Source organism: Pseudomonas lactucae, from assembly GCF_036688725.1.
Classification (GTDB): domain Bacteria; phylum Pseudomonadota; class Gammaproteobacteria; order Pseudomonadales; family Pseudomonadaceae; genus Aquipseudomonas; species Aquipseudomonas lactucae.
The window spans coordinates 116,693-140,335 of sequence record NZ_JAQQPT010000006.1 but is presented as its reverse complement, the minus strand read 5'-3'; the positions used below and the strand labels follow the sequence as shown (position 1 = coordinate 140,335).

Below are 23,643 nucleotides of genomic sequence, written 5' to 3'. Positions count from 1 at the left end.
GGTTTTAACGGCAAAAATAATCTGCCTAAGTCAGATCGTTGTAAAGCCCATGAATTGTAACGCGATCAAAAATGTGGGAGGGAGCAAGCCCCCTCCCACATTGGTTTTCGGTGTTTTTAAGAGAGGGGTTATTCGGCAGGTAACGCCAGGCGCTGTCCGGCCATCAACAGCGACAAACGGCTCAAGCTCATCCACGGCGAGCCGGCCGCCTGGCCCTTGATCTGCGCATCGATGCGCTGGGCCTCCAGCAACAGCTGCGCCCAGCGTTGCGCCGAGTGGCGTTGCAGGGCTTTGCTCATCAGGGGTTTGCGCTTGTCCCACACCGGTGGCCGGGCCTGGCTGAAGCATTTGTCCAGCGGTGTGCCCTGGCTGTATTGCAGGGCGATATTGGCCAGTACCCGCAGCTCCCGGGCCAGTGCCCAGAGAATCACCGGCGGCTCCACGCCTTCGCCGCGCAAGCCTTCGAGCATGCGCAGGGCGTGGGCGGGTTCGCCGTTGAGGATCGCGTCCACCAGGCCGAACACGTCAAAGCGTGCGCTGTCAGCCACCGCACCTTGCACGGTCTCGACGGTGATCTGCCCGTCTTCGGCCATCAGCTTGAGCTTTTCGATTTCCTGGGCGGCGGCCAGCAAGTTGCCTTCGACCCGGGCGGCGATCAGCTCTACCGCATCCTGCGTCGCCGACAGCCCCGATTGTGAAAGGCGCTGACGAATCCATTGCGGCAACTGACTGCTGTCCACCGGCCAGATCTGGATGAACTGGGTCTGTGCCCCTTCCACCAGAGCCTTGCCCCACTTGGTCTTCTGCGCACTGCCGTCGAGCTTGGGCAGGCTGATCAGCAATACCGTGTCCTCGGCAGGCCGGGAACAATATTCCATCAGGGCGGCCGCGCCTTTATCACCGGGCTTGCCCGAAGGCAGGCGCAGTTCCAGCAGGCGTTTTTCGGCAAACAGCGACATGCTCGCGCCGGCTTGCAGCAGCGTGCCCCAGTCGAAACTGGCGTCGGCGCTGAATACCTGGCGTTCATCGAAGCCTTGCTGGCGGGCGGCGGTGCGGATGGCGTCCGCGGCTTCCTGGCACAGCAGCGGGTCATCACCGCTGACAATGTAGACAGGCGCGAGGCCACCTTGCAGGTGCTTGGCGAGTTGGGCGGGAGCGAGTTTCATAGGCAGGGCGAACGGGGCGCCTGGGGCGCCCCGTCTGGCTTACTCGACAGGAACTTCAACAGGCGACTGTTTCGGTGTGTTGTCTTCATACTCTTGCGCGGCTTTCAGGGCATCGGCGTCAGCCTTGGCCTTGTTGTCGGCAATGTGCTGCAGCTCTGCGAGTTTTTCCGGGGTCAGCAGTTGCAGGCGAATCAGCATGCGCTGGATCAGCTCGCGACGCATTTCCTTGCGCACCTGGAGGCTCTCGGAGTCCGAACCCACCAGGTTGTTGCCGTCGTGGCTCACGACCTTCTGCACCTGAATCTTGTCACTCATCAGAGGCAAATGGTCGCGGCCTTGTATATCAAAGTTGATCGTAGTGATGAGCTCAACGTCCGACGCGCGGCCGGCACTGGCGTAGCTGATGTTGCGCTGGGTTTCTTGCTCGTCGGCCACGTACAGTTTGTAGGTGGCGCCGTTATAGACGTGCACGCCACTGTTTTCCAGAGCCTGACGCAGTTGAGTCACGGTCTCGCCGTAGGCGTTACGCGCGCTGACGTCGAGTTCCTTGAGCGACAATTCATTGGTGCCGGTGCCGCGCAGCTGGAAGCCGCAAGCGCTCAACAGAACGGCAAGGCCCATTACCAGCAGATTGCGTTTGATCATTTTGTTGCTCCCCTTGAAACCAGGCGGGCCTTATCGAGGCCCTGAAGGTTTAGTTCGGCGCAGGGCTCAAGCCCCGCGCCCGATCCGATTTAGCTGGCGACGATATTGACCAGTTTGCCAGGCACCACGATCACTTTGCGGATCGTCAGGCCTTCGGTGAAGCGCAGCACGTTTTCGTTGGTACGCGCGGCCGCTTCGATGTCTTCGCGGCTGGCGGTGGCCGGCATGTCGATCTGGCCACGCAGTTTACCGTTGACCTGGATCACCAGCGCCAGCGTGTCCTGGACCAGGGCGCTGTCATCCTGTACCGGCCAGCGCGCATCGATGACCGCGTCGCTGTGGCCCAGACGGCTCCACAGTTCGTGGCTGATGTGCGGCGTGATCGGCGCCAGCAGCAGGGTGACCGTTTCCAGGCCTTCCTGCAGCAGTGCGCGGTCTTGCCCGGTTGCCTGCGGGGCTTTTTCCAGCACGTTCATCAGCGTCATCACCTGGGCGATGGCGGTGTTGAATTTGTGGTGCTGGCCCACGTCCTGGCTGGCTTGCTTGATGGCCAGGTGGGTGCTGCGGCGAATGGCTTTTTGCTCGTCGCTCAACGACGCCACGTCCAGCTTGGCCGGCAGGCCCTGGCTGACATGGGCGTGCGCCAGGCGCCAGACGCGCTTGAGGAAACGGTGCGAACCTTCGACGCCGGAGTCGGACCATTCGGCGCTCATGTCGGGCGGCGAGGCAAACATCATGAACAGGCGGCAGGTGTCGGCGCCGAACTGATCGATCATCGATTGTGGGTCGACGCCGTTGTTCTTGGACTTGGCCATCTTCTCGGTGCCGCCGATCTCCACCGGCAGGCCGTCGGCGATCAGCTTGGCACTGATGACCTTGGCTTTGCTGTCACGCTCCAGCTCGACGTCCGCCGGGTTGAACCAGGTGTAGGCGCCATTGGCTTCGCGGCGATAGTAAGTCTCGGCGATGACCATGCCCTGGGTCAGCAGGTTCTTGAACGGCTCATCGGAGCTCACCAGGCCTTCGTCACGCATCAGCTTGTGGAAGAAGCGCGCGTACAGCAGGTGCAGGATGGCGTGTTCGATGCCGCCGATATACTGGTCCACCGGCAACCAATGGTCGGCCGCGGATTTCTCCACCAGGCCGCCCTCGTAGTGCGGCGAAGCGTAGCGGGCGTAGTACCACGAGGACTCCACGAAGGTGTCCATGGTGTCGGTTTCACGCTTGGCGGGCGCACCGCATTTCGGGCAGCTGCACTCGTAGAACTCGGGCATGCGCGCCAATGGCGAACCGGCGCCGTCCGGTACCACGTCTTCCGGCAGCACGACCGGCAGTTGCTCTTCCGGTACTGGTACGTCGCCACAGCTGTCGCAGTGGATGATCGGGATCGGACAGCCCCAGTAGCGCTGGCGGCTGATGCCCCAGTCGCGCAGGCGGAACTGGGTGCGCGAGGCACCGAGGTTTTTCTTGATCAGGGCGACTTCGATGGCGTCGAAGGCGCCGGCGAAGTCCAGGCCGTCGAACTCGCCGGAATTGATCAGGGTACCGTGCTCGCCGTAGGCGTCCTGCCACGGCGCCGGGTTGGTATCGCCCGAGCTGGTACGCACGACCGACTTGATCGGCAGGTTGTACTTAGTGGCAAATTCGAAATCGCGCTCGTCGTGGGCCGGCACCGCCATCACTGCGCCGTCGCCGTAGTGCATCAGCACATAGTTGGCGACCCATACCGGCAATTTCTCGCCGGTCAGTGGGTGCTCGACGAACAGCCCGGTCGGCAGGCCTTTTTTCTCCTGGGTGGCGACGTCGGCTTCGGCCACGCTGCCGCCTTTGCAGTCGGCGATGAACGCCTGCAGTTCAGGGTTGTTCTGTGCGGCCTGGGTGGCCAAGGGGTGCTCGGCGGCCACGGCGACATAGGTTGCGCCCATCAGGGTGTCCGGACGGGTGGTGAACACCTTGAGAGCCCCGGCTTCGCCGATCGAGTCGACGTTGTACGGGAACTGCACTTCCATGCCCTTGGATTTGCCGATCCAGTTGCGCTGCATTGTCTTGACCTGTTCAGGCCAGCCCGGCAGGTCGTCGAGGCTCGACAAGAGTTCATCCGCGTAGGCAGTGATCTTGAAGTAGTACATCGGGATCTGGCGCTTTTCGATCACCGCGCCGGAACGCCAGCCGCGACCGTCGATCACTTGTTCGTTGGCCAGTACGGTCTGGTCGACCGGGTCCCAGTTCACGGTGCCGTTCTTGCGGTAGATCACGCCTTTTTCGAACAGGCGCGTGAACAGCCACTGTTCCCAGCGGTAGTAGTCCGGTTTGCAGGTGGTCACCTCGCGGGACCAATCCACCGCCAGGCCCAGGCTACGCAGCTGGGTCTTCATGTAGGCGATGTTTTCGTAGGTCCACTTGGCGGGGGCCACGTTGTTTTTCATCGCGGCGTTTTCCGCCGGCATGCCGAAGGCGTCCCAACCCATGGGTTGCAGGACGTTCTTGCCGAGCATGCGCTGGTAACGGGAAATCACGTCGCCGATGGTGTAGTTACGCACGTGCCCCATGTGTAGCTTGCCGCTGGGGTAAGGGAACATCGATAGGCAGTAGTAAGTCTCCTTGCCTGGCTGTTCACTGACTTCAAAGGACTTTTGCGCATCCCAGAAGGTTTGGGCGGCGTTTTCTATTTCACGGGGCTGGTAGTGTTCGTGCATGGCTACTTTTGAACTGAATAGGGGTGGCCTAATCCTCTTCGCAGCGTTGTCCGGGTAGATCGACACCAAAAAGCGGCGCGTCCATGCCCAAACCCTGCGGGAAGTGGAGTTACAGGAAGCGCCGTAGCATACATGACCCCACTCTATCGAGGGAAACCCTGATTACACGGTAAGGGCCGTCTGTCGCGGCGCCAGGCAGGCGCAGCCACGGGGACTACGCTGTTTAGTGGGGAGCAAGTCTTTCTTCAATGAGGTGAGGGGATGGTTGAATCGCAGCGAATCGCAACGAAACCGGACATCTACGAAGGATTGATCGACCGCTTGGGTCGTGCATTGGATGCAGCAAGGACAGCAGGCCGATTGCGAGATGAACGGCCTGTGGAGTTGGAGCTGCGCGGGTTGAGCCGCGCGGAGCTGGAACTGATCAAGGCTTACCTGGAACGCAACGAGCGCAGTGCGCCTCCGTGGGTGGCAACCCCGCCAGCCAAAGAGCCTCCGCACTCTGCCAAGGTGGTGTGGCTAAAAGACTTGCCGGCCGGTCGTGGCCCGGAAACATTCCGGTCCGCCCGCTGCAAGTAGTTCACTCCCCGTGCAGCCGCACCCGCGCTTTATGTCACTGTAAAGATTGTCGCTAAACCCCGTTACACCTTAGGCTTCGGGCATCTTTGGAGATGCCCGATGCCTATTCGTTACTTCATCAAACAATTGCTTTTGCCGCCCGGCATTCTTTTGCTGTTGCTGGCTCTTGCCTGGTGGTTTAGGCGCAGTCGCCCGCGGCTGGCGGGCTGCTGCTTTGCTTTGGGCCTGGGCGGCATGTGGCTGATCAGCTTGCCGGTGATGGTGGAGTGGGGCGCGCGAGTCCTGGAGACCGAGCCGCCATTGGCGCGTGAAGAGTGGTCCACACTGGCCCAGCGCGCCGATGCTATTGTCGTGCTGGGTTCGGGGCGTGAGCGCGGTGACCCGGCATGGGGCGCCGACCAGCCTACCGGTATCGGCCTGGAGCGCCAGCGTTATGCCGCGCGACTGGCCAAGGCCTCCGGGCTGCCGGTGCTGACCAGCGGTGGCCTGCATTACGGTACGCCGCCCAGCGAGGCGCAGTTGATGGCGGTGTCGATGCAGGATGACTTCGGTGTGACGGTGCGCTGGAAAGAGGAGCGCAGCCGCACCACTTGGGAAAACGCGCGGATGAGTGCCGAGATTCTGTTGCCCGAAGGCATCAAGCGTGTGGTGGTCGTGACGCAGGCCTGGCATATGTCACGGGCGGTATGGAGCTTTGAAAAGGCCGGCTTCACGGTGGTGCCGGCGCCGGTGGGCTTTTTGGGCGTGGACAATGCCCGGCCGCTGGGCGGCTGGATGCCGGAGTTCAAGTCGGTGTGGCAGAGCGGGCAGTTGATCAATGAGGCGGTGGGGCAGACTGGTTATCGGCTGTTTTACCGATAACCAGGCATACCCACATTGGGTCCGGTGTGATTTTGTCAGACGGTTTTGGCCATTCGGCCCGCCAGCAACGCCCAACCAAACAACCCCAGGCACACAATGATCAGCGGCCACGAACGCCATTGCAGGTACGGCGTGAGGTTATGCATCGGCACCACTTCACCGTACAGAATGCCGCGTTCGAACTGCGGGATCTGCGCAGTGATCTGCCCAAACGGGTTGATCAGCCCGGTCACACCGTTGTTAGTGGCGCGGATCATCCAGCGGCCGGCCTCCAGCGCACGCATCTGCGCCATTTGCAGGTGCTGCAACGGGCCGATGGAGCGGCCGAACCAGGTGTCGTTGCTGATAGTCAGCAACAAGTCGCTCTGGGCCGAGAGGCCGGCGGCGAATTCCGGGTAGACCACTTCGTAGCAAATGAAGGGTGCGATTTGGTAGCCCTTTGCCTGCAGCATGGCCTGGTCAGCGGGGCCACGGGCGAAGTCCGACATCGGCAGGTCGAAGAAGGCGATCAGCCCGCGCAGCATGTCCTGCAGCGGGACGTATTCGCCAAAAGGCACCAGTTTCTGCTTCAAGTAGGTGCCGTCACCTTCACCCACGACGGTGATGCCGTTGAAGTAGCGCTTCTGGTGGTGCACCTCCTGGCGGATCGGCACGCCGGTGATGAGCGCGGTGTGCCGGTCGGCGGCGAACTTGCCCATCATGCCCAGGTAGCCTTCCACCGATTCCTTGAGCACCGGCACTGCGGTTTCCGGCCACACCAGCAGGTCGACACGCTTGGAGGTGAAGCTCATGTCGCGGTACAGCGCCAATTGCGCGTTGAGCTGTTCCGGGTCCCACTTCATGCTTTGTTCGACGTTGCCCTGAATGGCCGCCACGGTGAGTGGGGCGCCGGAAGGACTGGTCCAGGCGTGATGTTTGAGGGCCAGGCCGATGGCCCAAGGCGCGACCAGCAACACCAGGCCCGCGCCGACAAAGGCGTTGCGCTTGCCGGCCAGCAAGCGCGGCAGGTTGCACAGCAAGGCGGCCGTTAGCGCCAGGGCAAAGGAAATCAGCCACATGCCGCCGACGGGCGCCAGGCCGGTGAGCGGGCCATCGAGCTGGCTGTAACCGGAGTAGAGCCACGGGAACCCCGTGAGGAACCAACCGCGAAACGCCTCCTGGCCAACCCACAACGCGGCAAACGTCAGTGCATCCGCCAGCGGTGCTTCATTGCGCCGCAGCCAGCGTGCCCATAACCAGGCGGGCAGGGCGAAGAACCAGGCAATGGCGGCGGTGAACAGCAGCATCAGGAACCCCGCCAGCAGCACTGAAGCGCCGCCGAAGTGGTGGATGCTGTAGTAGATCCAGCTGGTCCCGGCGCCAAACAGGCCGAAACCGAAACACCAGCCACGGCCCAGTGCCTGGCGTGGGGTCAGTTCCCGCAAGCCCACATAGAACAATCCGACCGCCACCAGTGCAAACGGCCACAGATCGAACGGCGCCAGCGCCAGGGTAGTGATGGCGCCGGCCACCACGGCCAGCAAGTTACCGGGCCAGCCGGGGCGGGTTAGGCGCTGCATGTCATTCCTTAGCGGGCAATAGGAGTCAGGCGAATCAGGTGGATACGACGGCTATCGGCATTCAGGATGCGGAAACGATAGGCGCCGATCTCGGTGATTTCGTTACGTTTTGGCAGGTGCCCGAACGCACTCATCACCAGGCCGCCGACGGTGTCGAATTCGTCATCGGAGAATTCGCTGTCGAAGAACTCATTGAAGTTCTCGATCGGCGTCAGCGCCTTGATCAGGAAATCACCGCTGGGCAGCGGCTTGATGTAGCTGTCTTCTTCGACGTCGTGCTCGTCTTCGATGTCGCCGACGATCTGTTCGAGCACGTCTTCGATGGTCACCAGGCCGGCCACGCCGCCGTATTCGTCGATCACGATGGCCATGTGGTTGTGGTTGGCGCGGAATTCGCGCAGCAGCACATTCAGGCGCTTGGATTCGGGCACGAAGGTGGCCGGGCGCAGCAGGTCCTTGATGTTGAAGCTGTCGCCGTTCTCCTTGAGGATCAGCGGCAGCAGGTCCTTGGCCAGCAGGACACCCATGACGTCGTCATGGCTTTCACCAATGACCGGGTAGCGCGAGTGCGCCGAGTCGATCACGGCCGGGAGGAATTCCCGTGGGGTCTGGGTCGCCTTGATGCTGATCATCTGCGAGCGCGGGACCATGATGTCGCGTACTTGCAGGTCAGCTACCTGGATGGCGCCTTCGACGATGGCCAGCGCTTCGCTGTCCAGCAACTTGTTCTGGTGGGCCTCGCGCAGCAGCTCCAGCAGCTCCTGGCGGTTTTTCGGCTCGTGGGCAAAAGCCTGGGTCAATTTACCCAGCCATGACTTCTGCCCATTGCTCGATCGGTCTTCGCTCATAGCGATTACTCTGAATCCTTTATCGTTACAGTTAATAGGTGATTTCTAAACTTCGTCATCCGCATACGGATCAGGATGACCCAACTCTGCAAGCAACGTTCGTTCCAGTGCTTCCATTTCTTCGGCTTCGTCATCGTCTATATGGTCGTAACCCAAGAGATGCAAGCAGCCGTGAATGACCAGGTGGGCCCAGTGGGCCTCGAGTGCCTTGCCTTGTTCCTTGGCTTCGCGTTCAACCACCGCGACGCAGATCACCAGGTCGCCCAGCAGCGGAATATCCAGCAGCTCATCGGGGACGTCGGCGGGGAAGGACAGCACGTTGGTCGCGTAGTCCTTCTGGCGCCAGGTGCGGTTCAGTTCGCGGCCTTCGGGCTCGTCCACCAGGCGGATGGTCAGTTCCGAGTCGGCGGTGCGCTGGCGCAGGGCCAGGGCACACCACTCGCGGAATCGGGCTTCGCTGGGGGCGGGCTTTGTGCTTTCAAGCTGCAGGTCTAGCTCAAGCATCGCGGCGGACGTCCTTTGACAGTCCGTCATCGCGGTGTTCGAAGCGTTCGTACGCTTCGACAATGCGCTGCACCAGTGGGTGGCGCACCACATCCTTGGGCATGAAGTGCGTGAAGCTGATGCCCGGCACGTCCTTGAGCACCTCGATCACCTGGCCCAGGCCCGACTTGGTGCCCTTGGGCAGGTCGACCTGGGTGATGTCACCGGTGATCACGGCGGTGGAGCCGAAACCGATACGGGTGAGGAACATCTTCATTTGCTCGACGGTGGTGTTCTGGCTTTCGTCGAGGATGATGAAGCTGTTGTTCAGCGTACGGCCACGCATATAGGCGAGCGGGGCGATCTCGATCACCTGGCGCTCGATCAGCTTGGCCACGTATTCGAAGCCGAGCATCTCGTAGAGTGCGTCGTAGAGTGGGCGCAGGTACGGGTCGATCTTCTGGGCCAGGTCGCCGGGCAGGAAACCGAGCTTTTCACCGGCTTCAACCGCTGGGCGCACCAACAGGATACGGCGCACTTGCTCGCGCTCCAGGGCGTCAACCGCGCAGGCGACGGCCAGGTAGGTCTTGCCGGTACCGGCCGGGCCGATGCCGAAGTTGATGTCGTTGCCGAGGATTTCCTTGACGTAGCGCTGCTGATTCAAGCCGCGAGGGCGAATCATGCCTTTTTTGGTGCGCAGGGCCACACTGGCTTCGGCCACAGGGTTATTGGCCAGGTCTTCCACGGCGGACTCCTGCAGGTACAGGTGCACCGTTTCCGGCGACAGCTCACTGCCCTTGGTCTCGCGATAGAGGCGGCGCAACAGGTTTTCCGCGGATGTGGTGTGTTGGGGTTCACCAATAAGCTCGAACTGATTGCCGCGGTTGCGGATCTCGATGCTCAGGCGTTGTTCGATCAGGCGCAGGTGCTCGTCGAACTGTCCGCACAGATTGGCGAAACGGCGAGCCTCAAACGGCTCGAGGAGGAAACGATGGGGTTCTACTATGGGTGCGTTCAAGGTCGCTTTTAGCCGCCCTTTGGCTGTTGAGGTGAAAGAGAGAATAACGCCAGTGGCGCGGGTACGAAAGCACTTACGTCATCGGAATGCTGCGCGGTTCTAATGTGGTGATCTGATATTACTGAATCAACGACCCGCGCAACGAGTGCGGTTGCGCCGCATCGATATGCACATCGGCAAACTGGCCGATCAAGGTCGGGTTGTCGCAACGGAAGTTGACGATCCGGTTGTTCTCGGTACGGCCCTGCAATTCGCCGGGGTCTTTCTTCGAATAGTCGGTGACCAGGATGCGCTGGACCGAACCGACCATTTGTCGACTGATCTCGAAGCCTTGCTGATTCAGGCGATGTTGCAGCGCATTCAGCCGTTCCTTTTTCAACGCTTCTGGCGTTTCGTCGAGCAAATCCGCAGCCGGTGTGCCCGGGCGCTGGCTGTAGACGAACGAGTAGGAGAAGTCGAAACCGACGTCTTCGATCAGCTTCATGGTCTGCTGGAAATCTTTCTCGGTTTCGCCGGGGAAGCCGACGATAAAGTCCGAGCTGATGCAGATGCCCGGTACCGCCGCGCGCAACTTGCGCAGTTTTGATTTGTATTCCAGGGCCGTGTGGTTGCGCTTCATCGCCGACAGAATGCGGTCCGAACCCGATTGCACCGGCAGGTGCAGGTGCTTGACCAGTTCCGGCACCTCGGCGTGGGCCTGGATCAGGCTGTCGGAGAACTCCAGCGGGTGGGACGTGGTGTAGCGAATGCGCTCGATACCGTCCACCGCCGCGACCACGCGGATCAGCTCCGCGAGGTCGGCCAGGCGCCCGTCGTGGGTCTGGCCGCGGTAGCCGTTGACGTTCTGGCCGAGCAGGGTCACTTCACGCACGCCGTTTTCGGCCAGGTGGATGATTTCCGACAGCACGTCGTCGAACGGCCGGCTGACTTCTTCGCCACGGGTGTAGGGCACCACGCAGAATGTGCAGTACTTGCTGCAACCTTCCATCACCGACACATAAGCGCTTGGCCCGTCGATGCGCGGCTCGGGCAAATGGTCGAATTTTTCGATTTCGGGGAAGGAGACGTCGACCTGCGGCAGCTTGGTAGCGCGGGCGGCGTCGATCATTTCCGGCAGGCGGTGCAGGGTTTGCGGGCCGAAGACCACGTCGACATAGGGCGCGCGATCACGGATCGCGGCGCCTTCCTGGCTGGCCACGCAACCGCCGACGGCGATCACCATGTCCGGGTTGGCCAGTTTCAATTCACGCCAGCGGCCCAACTGCGAGTACACGCGGTCCTGGGCCCGTTCGCGGATCGAGCAGGTATTGAGCAGGATCACGTCGGCATCTTCGGCGCGGGCGGTGACTTCCAGGGCCTGGTGTTCGCCCAGCAGGTCGACCATGCGCGAGCTGTCGTACTCGTTCATTTGGCAACCGTGGGTTTCGATGTAAAGCTTCTTGGCCATGGGAATCGTCAACTGGTGGTAAAGAACCGCGCATTATAGGGGGCATGCCCATTGGTTCCTAGCGTTGTGCATCGGGTGCCATGCTATAGTTCGCGCCCTCTTTTATATCCGCGATGTGTTGCTCGCCCGCCATGACCAAACGTGAAGCTCCAATCTACAAGGTGATTTTCCTCAACCAGGGCCAGGTGTTCGAAATGTACGCCAAGCAGATCTATCAAAGTGATCTGTGGGGTTTCCTGGAGGTAGAAGAGTTCGTCTTTGGCGAGCGCACCCAATTGGTCGTCGACCCGGGCGAAGAGAAACTCAAGGCTCAGTTCGAAGGCGTTGTGCGCAGTTTTGTGCCGATGCATTCGATTGTGCGCATCGATGAAGTCGAGCGCCTGGGCACGCCGAAGATCAGCGAAGCGCGGGGCACCAGCAATGTGATGCCATTTCCGATGCCGATGCCTGAGAAGTAAAGATCATTATGAGTTTGTAGGACGCTTCTGAAATGTTCCCGTCATGCATGGACATTCTGCTGAAAAAGTAGCAGTTTTCGTCCAGGCGCAGAGGGGGCGTCTTAATACATTAATAATAAAGCGCTTTAAAGTTTCCCAGCTTCAACACACGTAAGCCCCCCTCTTAGTTAACACCGAGTTTCTTATCACGCCGTCATTAACGAACTTATCTGTTCGGGAGTAGCCTTGTGCGCGATCCTCGCTATGACATTCTGTTTGAGCCGGTACAAATAGGGCCGGTGCTTACCCGCAATCGCTTTTATCAAGTTCCTCACTGTAATGGCATGGGGCATGTGCATCCTTCGGCCATGGCGCGTATGCGTGGCATAAAAGCCGAAGGCGGGTGGGGTGTGGTTTGCACCGAGGAGTGTGAGATCAGCCCGTTGAGCGAGTTCTCTCCTTACATCGAGGCGCGTTTATGGGATGAACGCGACATTCCTGCGCTGGCACGCATGTGTGAGGCCGTCCATGAGCACGGTTCTCTGGCCGGCGTAGAGCTGGCGTTCAATGGTTACTCCGCGCCTAACCGCTACAGTCGTGAAATTCCCTGGGCGCCCTCCAATACGCCGGTGCGCGGTTATGACCCGGTGCAAGCCCGGGCGATGAGCCGCGCCGATATCCAGGCGTTGCGTGCCATGCACCGCGCCGCCGCGCTGCGGGCGCGGACGGCGGGGTTTGACATTATCTATGTCTATGCCGGGCATGACCTGGGCCTGCCGTTTCATTTTCTTACGCCGCGCAACAACCGCCGCACGGATGAGTACGGCGGTGTGCTCGAAAACCGCGTGCGTCTTTTGCGCGAATTGATTGAGGACACCCGCGATGCGGTAGGTGACCGGTGTGCCGTGGCCGTTCGCCTGGCGGTGGATGAGCAGACGGCCGGCGGCTTGAGCCGTGAGGGGGAGGGCGCTGAAATTTTCTCGATGCTGGCGGACCTGCCGGACTTATGGGACGTCAATGTGGCCGACTGGTCCAACGACAGCGTGACGTCGCGCTTTGCCCCGGAAGGTTATCAAGAGACCTTTCTATTGGGGCTCAAGGCGTTGACCTGCAAGCCCGTGGTGGGCGTAGGACGCTTCACCTCACCGGATACGATGGTTTCCCTGGTTCGCCGTGGCGTCCTGGACTTGATCGGCGCGGCCCGCCCTTCGATTGCCGATCCTTTCCTGCCGAAGAAGATTGAAGAGGGGCGCGCGGAGGAGATCCGTGAGTGCATTGGCTGCAATGTGTGTGTCAGTGGCGACCACACCAGCACGCCTTTGCGTTGCACACAAAACCCGACCATGGGCGAAGAGTGGCGGCGTGGCTGGCACCCGGAGTCGGTCAATCGCATGCGTCATCCTGGGCGCGCGCTGGTGGTCGGTGCCGGGCCTGCGGGCCTTGAGTGCGCACGGATACTGGGTGGGCGGGGGATGGAGGTGGCACTGGTCGATAGCCTGCGCACGCTGGGTGGGCGCGTGGCGCTGGAATCCCGTCTTCCCGGGTTGGCGAGCTGGTCGCGGGTTATCGACTATCGACTGGATGCCTTGAGTCGTCTGGCGTCGGTCGAGATTTATCGAGAGAGCCCCTTGCAGGCCCAGGACGTTCTGGATTTTGCGGCCGAACATGTGTTCATCGCCACCGGTTCTCAGTGGCGGCGTGACGGCGTGGGACGCGCCCTGCGCTCCACATTGCCGGGCCTGGAGTGCCTGCCCGTACTGACGCCGGACGATCTGATGGCGGGCGTGCTGCCGCCTTCTCCGGTGCTGCTGTTCGACGACGATCACTATTACATGGGCAGCGTGTTGGCCGAGCAGTTAGTGGCGCGCGGCATGGAGGTGATATTTGTCACCCCGGCGGCGGATGTGGCGACCTGGACCCATAACACCCTTGAGCAACACCGTATCCAGTGCCGGCTGCTGGAGTTGAATGTCACGATCATTGCGTCCCACACGCTGGTCAGGTGCATGCCAGAAGGTGTGCTCGCCGGGTGTGTCTACACCGGGCGGACGCGCTTTATCGCCGCCGCGTCCCTGCTGGTGGTGACTTCCCGAGAACCCGAGCAGGCGCTGTATCACGCGTTGAATAGCGCACCTGAGCAACTACACGCGGCTGGCATCAATACGGTGACGTTGACCGGAGACTGCGTGGCCCCCGGCACGATTGCCGCAGCCGTGTATTCGGGACATCGAATCGCCCGAGAGTTTGATGCGCCTGCTGATTCTTTACATGTACGTCGAGAGATTCCCCATATCGAGGTTTAGTCCGTCCCGCTGTTTCATCAATAACGAGGAATACAATAATGAAAAAAATAATCCTGATGTTATTCGCCACGTTCTTTATAAACACATCCCTCTTGGCCAAAGAGTATGAGGTTATCCGTTTTGGTGTCGATCCCAACTATGCTCCGTTTGCCTACAAGGACGGGACAGGCACTTTGACGGGTTTCGAAGTTGATATCGGCAATGCCATCTGTGCACACCTGAACGTTCGCTGCCAATGGGTAGAGAGCGACTTTGATGGAATGATCCCAAGTTTGAACGCCGGTAAGATCGACGCGATCTTCGCCTCAATGACAGTCACGGATGCGCGGCAAAAGGTCATCGATTTCTCCTCGGAGGTCTTCTCCAGCCCGACCGCCATGGTGTTTCGCCCCGGCACGGAATTGGCCCAGGGCACGGCCGTCGGCTATTTGCAGGGCAGTACCCAGGAAGCCTACGCCCGGCAAGTACTCGCGCCGCAGGGCATGAGGATCGTGGCGTATGCCGATCAGGAGCAGGTGTACGCCGACCTGGTGGCGGGCCGTTTGCGCGCTTCGCTGCAAGATGTCCAGCAGGCAAAGAGCGGGTTTTTGCGCACACCCCAAGGCGCGGGGTTCGTGATGGGCAAGGTGATTGAAAGCGAACTGATGCCTTCCAAAAGCGCAATCGGTCTTGCCAAGGGCAATCAGGCATTGAAAGCCCTGCTCGATAAAGGGCTGGCCGCTCTGCATTCGGACGGCACGTATGCTCGGCTGCAAGAGCAGTACTTCCCAGGCGTGAGCATGTTCAGCGGTCAATGACCGGCGAGGGCCTCAGCATGCTACCCACTTTTACGCAATTTGCCGCGACCCTGGACGGTTTTGCGCCGCTTTTGCTGCGCGGTGTCTGGATCACGGTGCAACTGGCGCTGCTGTCGTTGCTGCTGGGGCTGGCCTTCGGATTGCTCGGTGCAGGCGCCAAGCTCTCCAGGGTCAGGGCTTGGCGGTTTTGCGCGCAGCTCTACACCACGCTGGTTCGCGGGGTGCCAGACCTGCTGTTGATGTTGTTGATCTTCTATGGGGTACAAACCGGCTTGAGCCGCCTGACCCAGGCACTGGGCTGGGCCTACATCGAAATCGACCCATTCAGTTCGGGCGTGCTTACGCTGGGGTTCATCTACGGCGCCTATTTCACCGAAACCTTTCGCGGCGCGTTGCTGGCCGTGCCGCGTGGCCAGTTCCAGGCCGCCAAGGCCCTGGGCATGAGCGCCGCCCAGGGCTTTGTGCACGTGATATCCCCGCAAATGATGCGGTTCGCCCTGCCGGGACTCGGCAATAACTGGATGGTCTTGCTCAAGGCTACTGCGTTGGTGTCGATCATCGGTCTGGCGGACTTGGTCAAGGTGGCCCAGGTCGCAGGCAAAAGCAGCCAGCAGTTGCTGGCCTTCTTGCTGATGGCCGCATTGATTTATCTGCTACTCAGCAGTGTTTCAAGCCTCGTCCTGCGCTGGTTGGCGCGTCGCTACGGCCACGGTGTGCAGGAGTCATCGCCATGATCGAGTTGATCCAGGATTACTGGCGGCCGTTCATCTACTCCGACGGTCAGCAAATGACCGGCTTGGCCATGACCTTATGGCTGACCAGCGCCTCCTTGTTTTTCGGCCTGCTGCTGGCATTGCCGCTGTCCATCGCCAGGGTATCGTCCCGGCGTTGGCTGCGTTGGCCGGTACAAAGCTTCACCTACCTGTTTCGCGGGACACCGTTGTATATCCAGTTACTTATCTTCTACACCGGGATCTACAGCATTGCAGCCGTGCGCGAGCAACCCCTGTTGGATGGCTTTTTCCGTGAGGCGATTAACTGCACGCTGTTGGCGTTCGCCCTGAATACGGGGGCCTACGCCACAGAGATTCTGGCAGGCGCGATTCGGGCGATACCGCGCGGGGAAATCGAGGCTGCCCGGTCCCTTGGGTTCGATGGGTGTAAGTTGTATGTCCACCTGATCATGCCCTCGGCCTTGCGCCGCTCATTGCCCTATTACAGCAATGAAGTGATTTTCATGCTGCATTCCACCACGTTGGCGTTTACGGCCACGGTGCCGGATATCCTCAAAGTGGCACGGGATGCCAATGCCGCAACCTTCCTGACGTTCCAATCCTTTGGTCTCGCCGCAGCCCTTTACCTGTGCATCACATTTGCGTTGGTCGGTCTGTTTCGCCTGGCTGAGCGGCGTTGGTTGCGCTTTCTTGATCCAGGCCGATAGGGGGCTGATATGCAGGCGTGTGTGCATCAATTGCTGGCGGCTGTACCGGGTACGTCACGGCAGATTCATAGCTTTCATTACGGTCCGGCCAATGCAACGGGCAAGGTCTACCTCCAGGCCTCGCTGCATGCCGATGAACTGCCAGTGATGCTGGTCTTATGGCATTTGAAACAGCAGTTGGCGCGGCTGGAGGCGGCGGGTTTGTTGCGTTGGTCGGTCGTGCTGGTGCCAGTGGCCAATCCGCAGGGGTTGGAGCAGGTGCTGATGGATGTGCCTCAGGGGCGCTTCGATAACGACAGCCGGGAGAACTTCAACCGCTGCTTTCTGGATGTCAGCCAACCGGTTGGTGATCGGGTGCAAGGTCTGCTGACCGATGATCCGGCCAACAATCTGCAACTGATCCGTTCGACCCTGCGGCAAACGTTGGCCAGCCAGGTGCCGGCGACACCGTTGCAATCCATGCGCCTGCTCCTGCAAACGCTGGCTTGCGACGCCGATATCGTGCTGGATCTGCATTGTGATTTTGAAGCCGTGCAGCACCTGTATCTGTCGCCGGATTTTTGGTCCGACGTCGAGCCTTTGGCGCGCTACTTGGGCGCCAGGGCCTGCTTTTTGGCACGCGAGGCGGGCGGGCAGTCGTTCGATGAGAGTTTTACGTTGTTCTGGGCGCAGATGCAGGCGCGTTTTGCCGGGCGCTTTGCGGCGCCAGGGTTTGCCGTGACTGTGGAGTTACGCGGTGTTGCGGATGTAGACCACGAGCTGGCACGTCAGGACTGTGAGGGGGTGATCAACTACCTGATGCAGCGCGGCGCAATCGAAGGCCATGCACCACCGCTGCCGCCATTGCTCAACCCACCGACACCGCTGGCAGCGGTAGAGCCGGTGATAAGCCCGGTGGGCGGCTTGATTGTGTTTTGCGCGCAGGTGGGCGATTACGTGGAGGCGGGGCAAAAACTAGCGGAAATCATCGATCCGATCACTGACCGCGTGACGCCGGTCGCGTGTGTGCATCAAGGGCTTGTGTATGTTCGATCCGTGCGGCGAATGGCGACGGCGGGCATGACGATTGCCCACGTCGCAGGCGCAAAGGCCTATCGAGAGGGGTCTCTGTTATCGCCTTGAAACGACTTATGGCAGGGGTGAGAAAGGCGAGCGCCCATCGGCACTCTGCAATTCCTGAAGGTAGTTGCGGAAGATCTGCCCCAGCACCTGCGTGGCCACTTCCAATTCATCGCGCTGCATGTGCTCGGCGACTTCGTCGGCGGTGTCCAGCGCATCTTCGGCGCCATTGACCGCGGCCATTTTCAGCACGATATACGCTTGAACGTTATTGGCCGGTACGCCTTCACCTTTGAAGAACATGGTGCCGAGCTGGAACTGTGCCTGGGCGTGGCCCTGCAACGAGGCTTTCTCGAAGTAACTCAAGGCCTTGTTGAGGTCGCGGGCGGGGTTTTTGCTGTCGTGGAAGTACTCGCCCAACTCGTATTGCGCCTGCGCATCCCCACCATCGGCCTGTTTCTGGCACGCGCTCAGGGCTTCGGCCTGGCTCTCTGGCTGGGTATTGAGGGTGCAACGACCCATCGCTGGGATTAACAACGAGTTGCCGCCTGCTTGTGCATGTGCCAGCAGCGGCTGAAGGAGCAACAGGCAGCCCAGTACCAGGGTGCGGCCGGTGCGTTTCATGGGAATCGACTTACCTCTGACGGGGCGCGCGGACCGCTAGGGATCCAATAAGCGCGCATTATGAAATAAGCAGGCCCCTGCTTACAAAGTCTTTACTCGTTTTTCTGCGGGTCAGGCAAGTTATCTGCCGGATTGCGGGTGAATTCTCGGACAAATAAGGACATATCTGTAGGCAAAGTAGCAAATCTGACGTCGCTCGGGGCGACGTCAGGTCGCTCAGCTATTTATTTCAGGGCTGCAAAGGCGCGTTCGGCCGCATCCAAGGTCAGTTTCAGCTCGGCATCACCATGGGCGATCGAGGTGAAGCCGGCTTCAAAGGCGCTTGGCGCCAGGTACACGCCGCCCTCCAGCATCAGGTGGAAGAAGCGTTTGAACAGGTCGGCGTCGCTGCCCATCACGTCGTCAAAGGTGACGATATCGTCGGCGCCGCTGAAATACAGGCCGAACATGCCACCCGCTTGTGTGGTGACAAAGGGGATACCGGCCGCGTCGGCGCGTTCTTGCAAACCGTCGAGCAGGCGCGTGGTGTAGTCGGTCAGCTCGGCGTGGAAACCTGGGCGGCTGATCAGGCGCAGGGTGGTCAGGCCCGCCGCCATCGCCAGAGGATTACCGGACAGCGTGCCCGCCTGGTACACCGGGCCCAGCGGCGCAATGTGCTGCATGATTTCGCGCTTGCCGCCAAAGCAGCCTACCGGCATGCCGCCGCCGATGATCTTGCCGAAGGTGCTCAGGTCCGGCGTGACGCCGTAGTGCGCCTGGGCGCCACCGAGCGCCACGCGAAAACCGGTCATCACTTCGTCGAAGATCAGCACCACGCCATGCTTGTCGCACTGTTCGCGCAGGCCTTCGAGGAAGCCCGGTGCCGGCGGTACGCAGTTCATGTTGCCGGCCACCGGCTCGACGATGATGCACGCCACGTCCTGGCCGACTTCGCTGAGCATCTGCTCGACCGCGCCGATGTCGTTGAACGGCAGGGTCAGGGTGTGCCTGGCGAACGCCGCCGGCACGCCGGCCGAGCTTGGCACGCCCTGGGTCAGGGCGCCGGAACCGGCTTTGACCAGCAGGCTGTCGGAGTGGCCGTGGTAGCAGCCTTCGAACTTGATGATGCTGTCACGGCCGGTAAAACCACGGGCCAGGCGGATCGCGCTCATGGTGGCTTCGGTGCCGGAGCTGACCATGCGCACCATCTCCATCGACGGCACGATTGAGCACACCAGGTCAGCCATCTCGGTTTCCATGGCGGTCGGCGCGCCGTAGGACAAACCGTGTTCCAGCTGCTTGCGCACCGCATCCAGCACGTCGGGGTGGCTATGGCCGAGAATCATCGGGCCCCAGGAACCCACGTAATCGACATAACGTTTGTCGTCTTCGTCGGTGACGTAGGCGCCTTCGGCATGCTTGAAGAACAACGGCGTGCCGCCCACGCTCTTGAACGCACGCACGGGGGAATTCACACCGCCGGGGATGTGCTTCTGGGCATTGGCAAACAGGGTTTCGGAACGGGACATGATCGGGCTCTCTAAACTGAATATTTAAGAAGGTCGTTAAACGCGCGGGCGCGGCGCGTCACTTCCTGGGTGCTGTCGGCACCGAACAGGCCGTGCACCACCGCCAGCAGGTCGGCGCCGTGGGCCACCAGGGGTTCGGCGTTTTCCAGGGTGACGCCGCCGATTACACAAATCGGCAGGTGCAGACGCTGGCGCGCTTGGGCCAGCATGTCGACGGTGGCGGCAGGTGCGCCGGGTTTGGTCGTGGAATTGAAGAAGCGACCGAAGGCGACGTAGCTGGCGCCTTCCTTCGCGGCCTGCTCGGCCAGTTCGATCTGGCTGTGGCAGGTGGCGCCGATGATCGCCTTGGAGCCGAGCAGCGCACGGGCCGGCGTCAATGGGCCGTCGGTCTGGCCCAGGTGTACGCCGACGCCCAGCCGCGCGGCGAGTTCGGCGTCGTCGTTGATGATCAACCGGGTTTTATAGCGCGAGCACAATTCGCGCAGCTTCTCTGCCTCACGCAGGCGCCGGGCTTCGTCGCTGCTTTTGTCGCGGTATTGCAACAGGGTCACGCCACCGTCCAGCGCCGCTTCGACGTAGGCGAGGAATTTGCCGGCCAACAGCTGGCTGTCGGTGATGGCGTAAAGGCCACGTAGTTTCATCGTGCAGGCCTCTTGCTTTTAAGAGCAGAAAGTTAAGAGCAGAAATCCAGCGGCAGACGGCGCGGTACAAATTGGCCCCGGCCGAGTTGTTCAGCGTCACGCAGGGTGCGCCAAGTGTAGTTGAGGGCCGTTTGCACCGCGCTCACCAACCCTTCACCCTGAGCGATTCGCCCGGCGAGGGTGCTGGCCAATGTGCAGCCCGAACCGTGATAGCTGCCTGGCAGGCGCTGGCAGGTAAAGGTATGGCGCGTGCCGTCGCGGCTATACAGCCGGTTGTGCACTTCATGCTCGTCACCGTGGCCGCCGGTGATCAACAGGTGCTGGATAAACGGCAATAGCTTCTCGGCGCATTCGTCGGCCGTGCCGTCAGGCAGTTCGGCCAGGATGCGCGCCTCGGGCAGATTCGGTGTAGCGATCAGCGACAGCGGCAACAGCCGTTCGCGCATTGCGTAGCCGACTTCGTCCTTGCCCAGGCTGCCACCGCCGCCGGCCCGCAGCACCGGGTCGCAGACCACCGGCAGGTGCGGGTGTGCCTGCAGCAGTTCGACCACGGTGTCGACCATCACGGTGGAGCCGAGCATGCCCAGTTTCACGGCGGCGACCTCGGAGTCGCTGAGCACGGCATTGGCCTGGGCCAGCACCCACTCGCGGTCGAGCACGCGGAAGTCGCTGACGTTGACGGTGTTCTGCACGGTCAAGGCGGTGACGGTCGGCGCGGCATGGCAACCCTGGGCGAGCAGGGCTTCGATATCTGCCTGCAAGCCGGCGCCACCACTGGGATCATGGCCGGAGAGACAGAGGACAACAGGGCGAGAGCTGTAGATATTCATGGTGCGCGAGCTTACCACCAAACGCTTTTTGCGGGGACGTCGGGCGTGGGTTGAATTTTGCTCAGGACGTGACGTTTTTGGTGCCTTGAAATACGCGATAAAACCGGCTGAAAGCCTTGGTCTAGAGGCGTTTAAAAATTTTATTCAATGGTGTCCAATGGCCTCTACCGGCTATGCTAGAGTGGATCCAAACAACTTAACTGTATCGCCGGTGTACGTCGTCTCAAAAGGAAGGGGGGGCTTTTGACATAACCGGACAGGCCACGCTGGGGCTCTATGCGCTATTTGCTGATTTTATTGTTGTGCGGGCTGCCGATGCTCGCCAGCGCCATCGAGTTCGACCACGACACCCGCAGCCTGCCGCTGGGCCGAGCCATGCAAGTGCTCGAAGACCCCTCCGATGCCCTCACCATTGCCGATGTCAGCGCGCCTTCCGCCGCGCGGCGGTTCAAGCCCCACGATAAAGACACGCTCAACGCCGGCTACTCGCGCTCGGTGTTCTGGCTCAAGGCCGACCTGCATTACTTGCCTTCCGCTCCCGAAGCCCAACGCACCTGGTTGCTGGAGCTGGCTTACCCGCCGCTGGACCACCTCGACCTGTACCTGCCTGACAGTACCGGCGCCTATCGCCTGGCGGGACATACCGGCGATGCGTTGCCGTTTTCCGCACGTGAGATTCGTCAGAACAACTACCTGTTCAAAGTCGACTTCGCCCCCGGCGAGACGAAAACCGTGTACCTGCGCCTGCAAAGCGAAGGTTCCATTCAGGCGCCGCTGACCCTCTGGTCCAGCACTGCCTACCTGGAACAACAGCCGCTGCGCTTGTATGTCCTGGGTCTGATCTACGGCGTGTTGCTGGGGATGCTGGTCTACAACCTGTTTATCTACCTCAGCGTGCGCGACACCAGCTATCTCTATTACATCTTCTATATCGCCTCGTTCGGCATGTATCAGCTGTCGGTCAATGGCGCGGCGGTGGAATATTTCTGGCCGAACAATCCCTGGTGGGCGAATGCCGCGACGCCGTTCCTGATTGGGGCATCGGCACTGTTCGGCAGCCTGTTTGCGCGCAGCTTCCTGCACACCGCGCAACACAGCCGCTGGATCAACCGTCTGTTGCTGGCGCTGGTGGCCTGCGGCGCGGTCGTGATGCTGCTGTCGCTGATGACCAGCTACGCCCTGGCGCTACGCCTGGCCACCGGCCTGGCGCTGGTGTTCACCGTGAGCATTTTTGTCGCCGCCATAAACGCCTGGTATTGCGGCCAGCGGGTGGCGCGCTATTTCATCATCGCCTGGTCGGCGTTCCTGCTGGGCGGGGTGGTGAACACGCTGATGGTGCTCGGCTACCTGCCCAATGTGTTCCTGACCATGTACGCCAGCCAGATCGGCTCGGCGATTGAAGTAGCGCTGCTGTCGCTGGCCTTGGCAGACCGCATCAATGCGATGCGCGAGCAACAGGCGCAGACCCTGTTCGACGCCAGCCAGAAGCTCGAAGTGCTCAACCAGCAACTGGCGCGCAGCAACCGGCTCAAGGATGAATTCCTTGCCACCCTGACCCACGAACTGCGCACACCGATGAATGGGGTGATCGGTTCGTTGGAACTCATGCAAACCGTGCCGCTGGACGACGACCTGGCGCAGTACCAGCAAACCGCCGCCGGTTCGGCGCGGGACATGATGCGCATGGTCAACGGCATCCTCACCCTTACCGAACTGCAGGCCGGGCGCTTGAGTGCCCAGCCCGACGTGTTCAGCCTGCGTGGCGCGCTCGACACCCTGCGCCAGCAATTCAGCGCCAGTGCCCAGGGCAAAGGCCTGGCGTTTTCCATCGACGTGGCGGGCGAGCTGCCGGATCGCCTGGTCGGTGACGCCTGCAAGTTGGTCCAATGCCTGGACTGCCTGCTGGATAACGCCGTCAAGTTCACCCACGAAGGCGCTGTGCGCCTGCGCGTGGTCGGCGTGCCCCAGAGCGACGGTCGCTTGCGCCTGAGCTTTATCGTGACCGACACCGGTATCGGCTTTGCCTTCCTCGACGAAGCCACCCTGTACCAGCGTTTTTTCCAACTCGACGGTTCCACCACCCGCGAGTACGGCGGCCTGGGTATCGGTCTGGCTATCTGCCGGCAATTGATCGAGCTGCTGGGCGGGCGCCTCACCCATCACTCCGAGCCGCGCAAGGGCAGTCGCTTCCAGATGGAAGTGGAAGTCGACGTGGTGCCGTCCGAGCCCAAGGCCATGCCCGACCGGCAACGCGTCCCGCAGGACTGCGCCGTGCTGTTGGTGGACGACAACAGCGTCAACCCGCTGGCGGTGCGTGGCATGTTGCTCAAGCTCGGCTATCGGGTCAAAACCGTGGACAGCGGTCCGGCGGCATTGGCGATGTTGCAGGGAGGCAATTACGACGCGGTGTTATTGGATATTGCTGAGGGTGGTTTCTCGTTGTGCTGTCAGATTCGTGCCCTGTCTGGCTGCGGCGAGCTGCCGGTGATCGCCTTGAGTTCGTCGTTGAATGGGCCCGAGCGCGAGCAGGGGCACGGCATCGGTGTGACTGAACGCCTGGTTAAACCGGTGCGCTTCGAGGTGCTGCAGGCGGTGCTGGAGCGTCGCGTCCTGGGCGCATTCGAGGGCGAAAACGCCGGGCATTCGGCGGGTATGTCACTTTTTTAAGCCGGGCTACGGTGCTTAACTGAAATGCAGGCCT

Annotated in this window: 21 protein-coding genes; 9 read left to right on the top strand and 12 right to left on the bottom strand. The window is 61.2% G+C overall.

Going from position 1 to position 23,643, the window contains the following annotated elements; genetic code table 11:
- Positions 1 to 128: 128 nt before the first annotated feature.
- From holA to leuS, 3 genes are all read right to left on the bottom strand, one after another.
- Complete coding sequence (holA, locus tag V6M90_RS08525; protein WP_057703213.1) at positions 129 to 1,166, bottom strand: DNA polymerase III subunit delta; 1,038 nt, start codon at positions 1,164 to 1,166, stop codon at positions 129 to 131.
- Positions 1,167 to 1,205: 39 nt separating this feature from the next.
- Positions 1,206 to 1,811, bottom strand: coding sequence for an LPS-assembly lipoprotein LptE (locus V6M90_RS08520; RefSeq protein ID WP_003176283.1), 606 nt, complete (start codon positions 1,809 to 1,811; stop codon positions 1,206 to 1,208).
- Positions 1,812 to 1,900: 89 nt separating this feature from the next.
- On the bottom strand, positions 1,901 to 4,507 hold the full coding sequence (leuS, locus tag V6M90_RS08515) for a leucine--tRNA ligase (RefSeq protein WP_003176282.1): 2,607 nt from the start codon (positions 4,505 to 4,507) through the stop codon (positions 1,901 to 1,903).
- A gap of 261 nt (positions 4,508 to 4,768) precedes the next feature.
- On the opposite strand from leuS, the gene V6M90_RS08510 reads away from it, so the two are divergent.
- Positions 4,769 to 5,086 (top strand): hypothetical protein, encoded by a 318-nt coding sequence (locus V6M90_RS08510; protein ID WP_003176281.1) that lies wholly within the window; start codon positions 4,769 to 4,771, stop codon positions 5,084 to 5,086.
- Between the two features lie 99 nt (positions 5,087 to 5,185).
- Entirely contained in the window at positions 5,186 to 5,947 is a 762-nt protein-coding gene (locus tag V6M90_RS08505; RefSeq protein ID WP_003176280.1) for a YdcF family protein, read from the top strand.
- Between the two features lie 35 nt (positions 5,948 to 5,982).
- On the opposite strand, the gene lnt is transcribed toward V6M90_RS08505, so the two are convergent.
- From lnt to miaB, 5 genes are all read right to left on the bottom strand, one after another.
- Positions 5,983 to 7,506, bottom strand: a complete 1,524-nt coding sequence (lnt, locus tag V6M90_RS08500) for an apolipoprotein N-acyltransferase (protein WP_003176279.1) — start codon at positions 7,504 to 7,506, stop codon at positions 5,983 to 5,985.
- An 8-nt stretch (positions 7,507 to 7,514) separates the two neighbouring features.
- A complete protein-coding gene (locus V6M90_RS08495; protein WP_003176278.1) occupies positions 7,515 to 8,354 on the bottom strand; it encodes an HlyC/CorC family transporter in 840 nt (279 codons plus the stop codon).
- 45 nt (positions 8,355 to 8,399) lie between these two features.
- Entirely contained in the window at positions 8,400 to 8,858 is a 459-nt protein-coding gene (gene ybeY / locus V6M90_RS08490) for an rRNA maturation RNase YbeY (protein ID WP_003176277.1), read from the bottom strand.
- Positions 8,851 to 9,855 carry a PhoH family protein gene (locus V6M90_RS08485; RefSeq protein ID WP_003176276.1) on the bottom strand — a complete coding sequence of 335 codons (1,005 nt, stop codon included), beginning with the start codon at positions 9,853 to 9,855 and terminating at the stop codon, positions 8,851 to 8,853. The genes ybeY and V6M90_RS08485 overlap by 8 nt, the downstream gene beginning before the upstream one ends.
- A 118-nt stretch (positions 9,856 to 9,973) precedes the next feature.
- Complete coding sequence (gene miaB, locus V6M90_RS08480) at positions 9,974 to 11,302, bottom strand: tRNA (N6-isopentenyl adenosine(37)-C2)-methylthiotransferase MiaB (protein ID WP_003176275.1); 1,329 nt, start codon at positions 11,300 to 11,302, stop codon at positions 9,974 to 9,976.
- A gap of 131 nt (positions 11,303 to 11,433) precedes the next feature.
- Between miaB and V6M90_RS08475 the strand changes: the two genes are divergently transcribed.
- The 6 genes from V6M90_RS08475 to V6M90_RS08450 all read left to right on the top strand — a co-directional run bounded on the left by V6M90_RS08475 (position 11,434) and on the right by V6M90_RS08450 (position 17,402).
- Positions 11,434 to 11,760, top strand: a complete 327-nt coding sequence (locus V6M90_RS08475; protein ID WP_003194436.1) for a DUF1820 family protein — start codon at positions 11,434 to 11,436, stop codon at positions 11,758 to 11,760.
- Positions 11,761 to 11,987: 227 nt separating this feature from the next.
- Positions 11,988 to 14,042: an oxidoreductase gene (locus V6M90_RS08470; RefSeq protein WP_332846322.1), complete on the top strand. Its 2,055-nt coding sequence runs from the start codon at positions 11,988 to 11,990 to the stop codon at positions 14,040 to 14,042.
- A 38-nt stretch (positions 14,043 to 14,080) separates the two neighbouring features.
- Entirely contained in the window at positions 14,081 to 14,839 is a 759-nt protein-coding gene (locus V6M90_RS08465) for a transporter substrate-binding domain-containing protein (RefSeq protein WP_141063432.1), read from the top strand.
- Positions 14,840 to 14,856: 17 nt separating this feature from the next.
- Positions 14,857 to 15,573, top strand: coding sequence for an ABC transporter permease (locus tag V6M90_RS08460; RefSeq protein ID WP_141063433.1), 717 nt, complete (start codon positions 14,857 to 14,859; stop codon positions 15,571 to 15,573).
- A complete protein-coding gene (locus V6M90_RS08455; protein WP_141063434.1) occupies positions 15,570 to 16,280 on the top strand; it encodes an ABC transporter permease in 711 nt (236 codons plus the stop codon). The genes V6M90_RS08460 and V6M90_RS08455 overlap by 4 nt, the downstream gene beginning before the upstream one ends.
- A 9-nt stretch (positions 16,281 to 16,289) precedes the next feature.
- The gene (locus V6M90_RS08450) at positions 16,290 to 17,402 is read left to right on the top strand and encodes a succinylglutamate desuccinylase/aspartoacylase family protein (protein ID WP_332846321.1); all 1,113 of its coding nucleotides are present in this window, start codon (positions 16,290 to 16,292) and stop codon (positions 17,400 to 17,402) included.
- Positions 17,403 to 17,408: 6 nt separating this feature from the next.
- On the opposite strand, the gene V6M90_RS08445 is transcribed toward V6M90_RS08450, so the two are convergent.
- The 4 genes from V6M90_RS08445 to V6M90_RS08430 all read right to left on the bottom strand — a co-directional run bounded on the left by V6M90_RS08445 (position 17,409) and on the right by V6M90_RS08430 (position 20,942).
- Complete coding sequence (locus tag V6M90_RS08445) at positions 17,409 to 17,963, bottom strand: tetratricopeptide repeat protein (protein ID WP_003176273.1); 555 nt, start codon at positions 17,961 to 17,963, stop codon at positions 17,409 to 17,411.
- Between the two features lie 224 nt (positions 17,964 to 18,187).
- Positions 18,188 to 19,471: a glutamate-1-semialdehyde 2,1-aminomutase gene (gene hemL / locus V6M90_RS08440; RefSeq protein WP_003176272.1), complete on the bottom strand. Its 1,284-nt coding sequence runs from the start codon at positions 19,469 to 19,471 to the stop codon at positions 18,188 to 18,190.
- Positions 19,472 to 19,482: 11 nt separating this feature from the next.
- Entirely contained in the window at positions 19,483 to 20,112 is a 630-nt protein-coding gene (gene thiE, locus V6M90_RS08435; protein WP_003176271.1) for a thiamine phosphate synthase, read from the bottom strand.
- A gap of 32 nt (positions 20,113 to 20,144) precedes the next feature.
- Positions 20,145 to 20,942 (bottom strand): hydroxymethylpyrimidine/phosphomethylpyrimidine kinase, encoded by a 798-nt coding sequence (locus V6M90_RS08430; protein WP_305427929.1) that lies wholly within the window; start codon positions 20,940 to 20,942, stop codon positions 20,145 to 20,147.
- 276 nt (positions 20,943 to 21,218) lie between these two features.
- Between V6M90_RS08430 and V6M90_RS08425 the strand changes: the two genes are divergently transcribed.
- On the top strand, positions 21,219 to 23,609 hold the full coding sequence (locus V6M90_RS08425; protein WP_332846320.1) for a hybrid sensor histidine kinase/response regulator: 2,391 nt from the start codon (positions 21,219 to 21,221) through the stop codon (positions 23,607 to 23,609).
- Positions 23,610 to 23,643 lie beyond the last annotated feature (34 nt).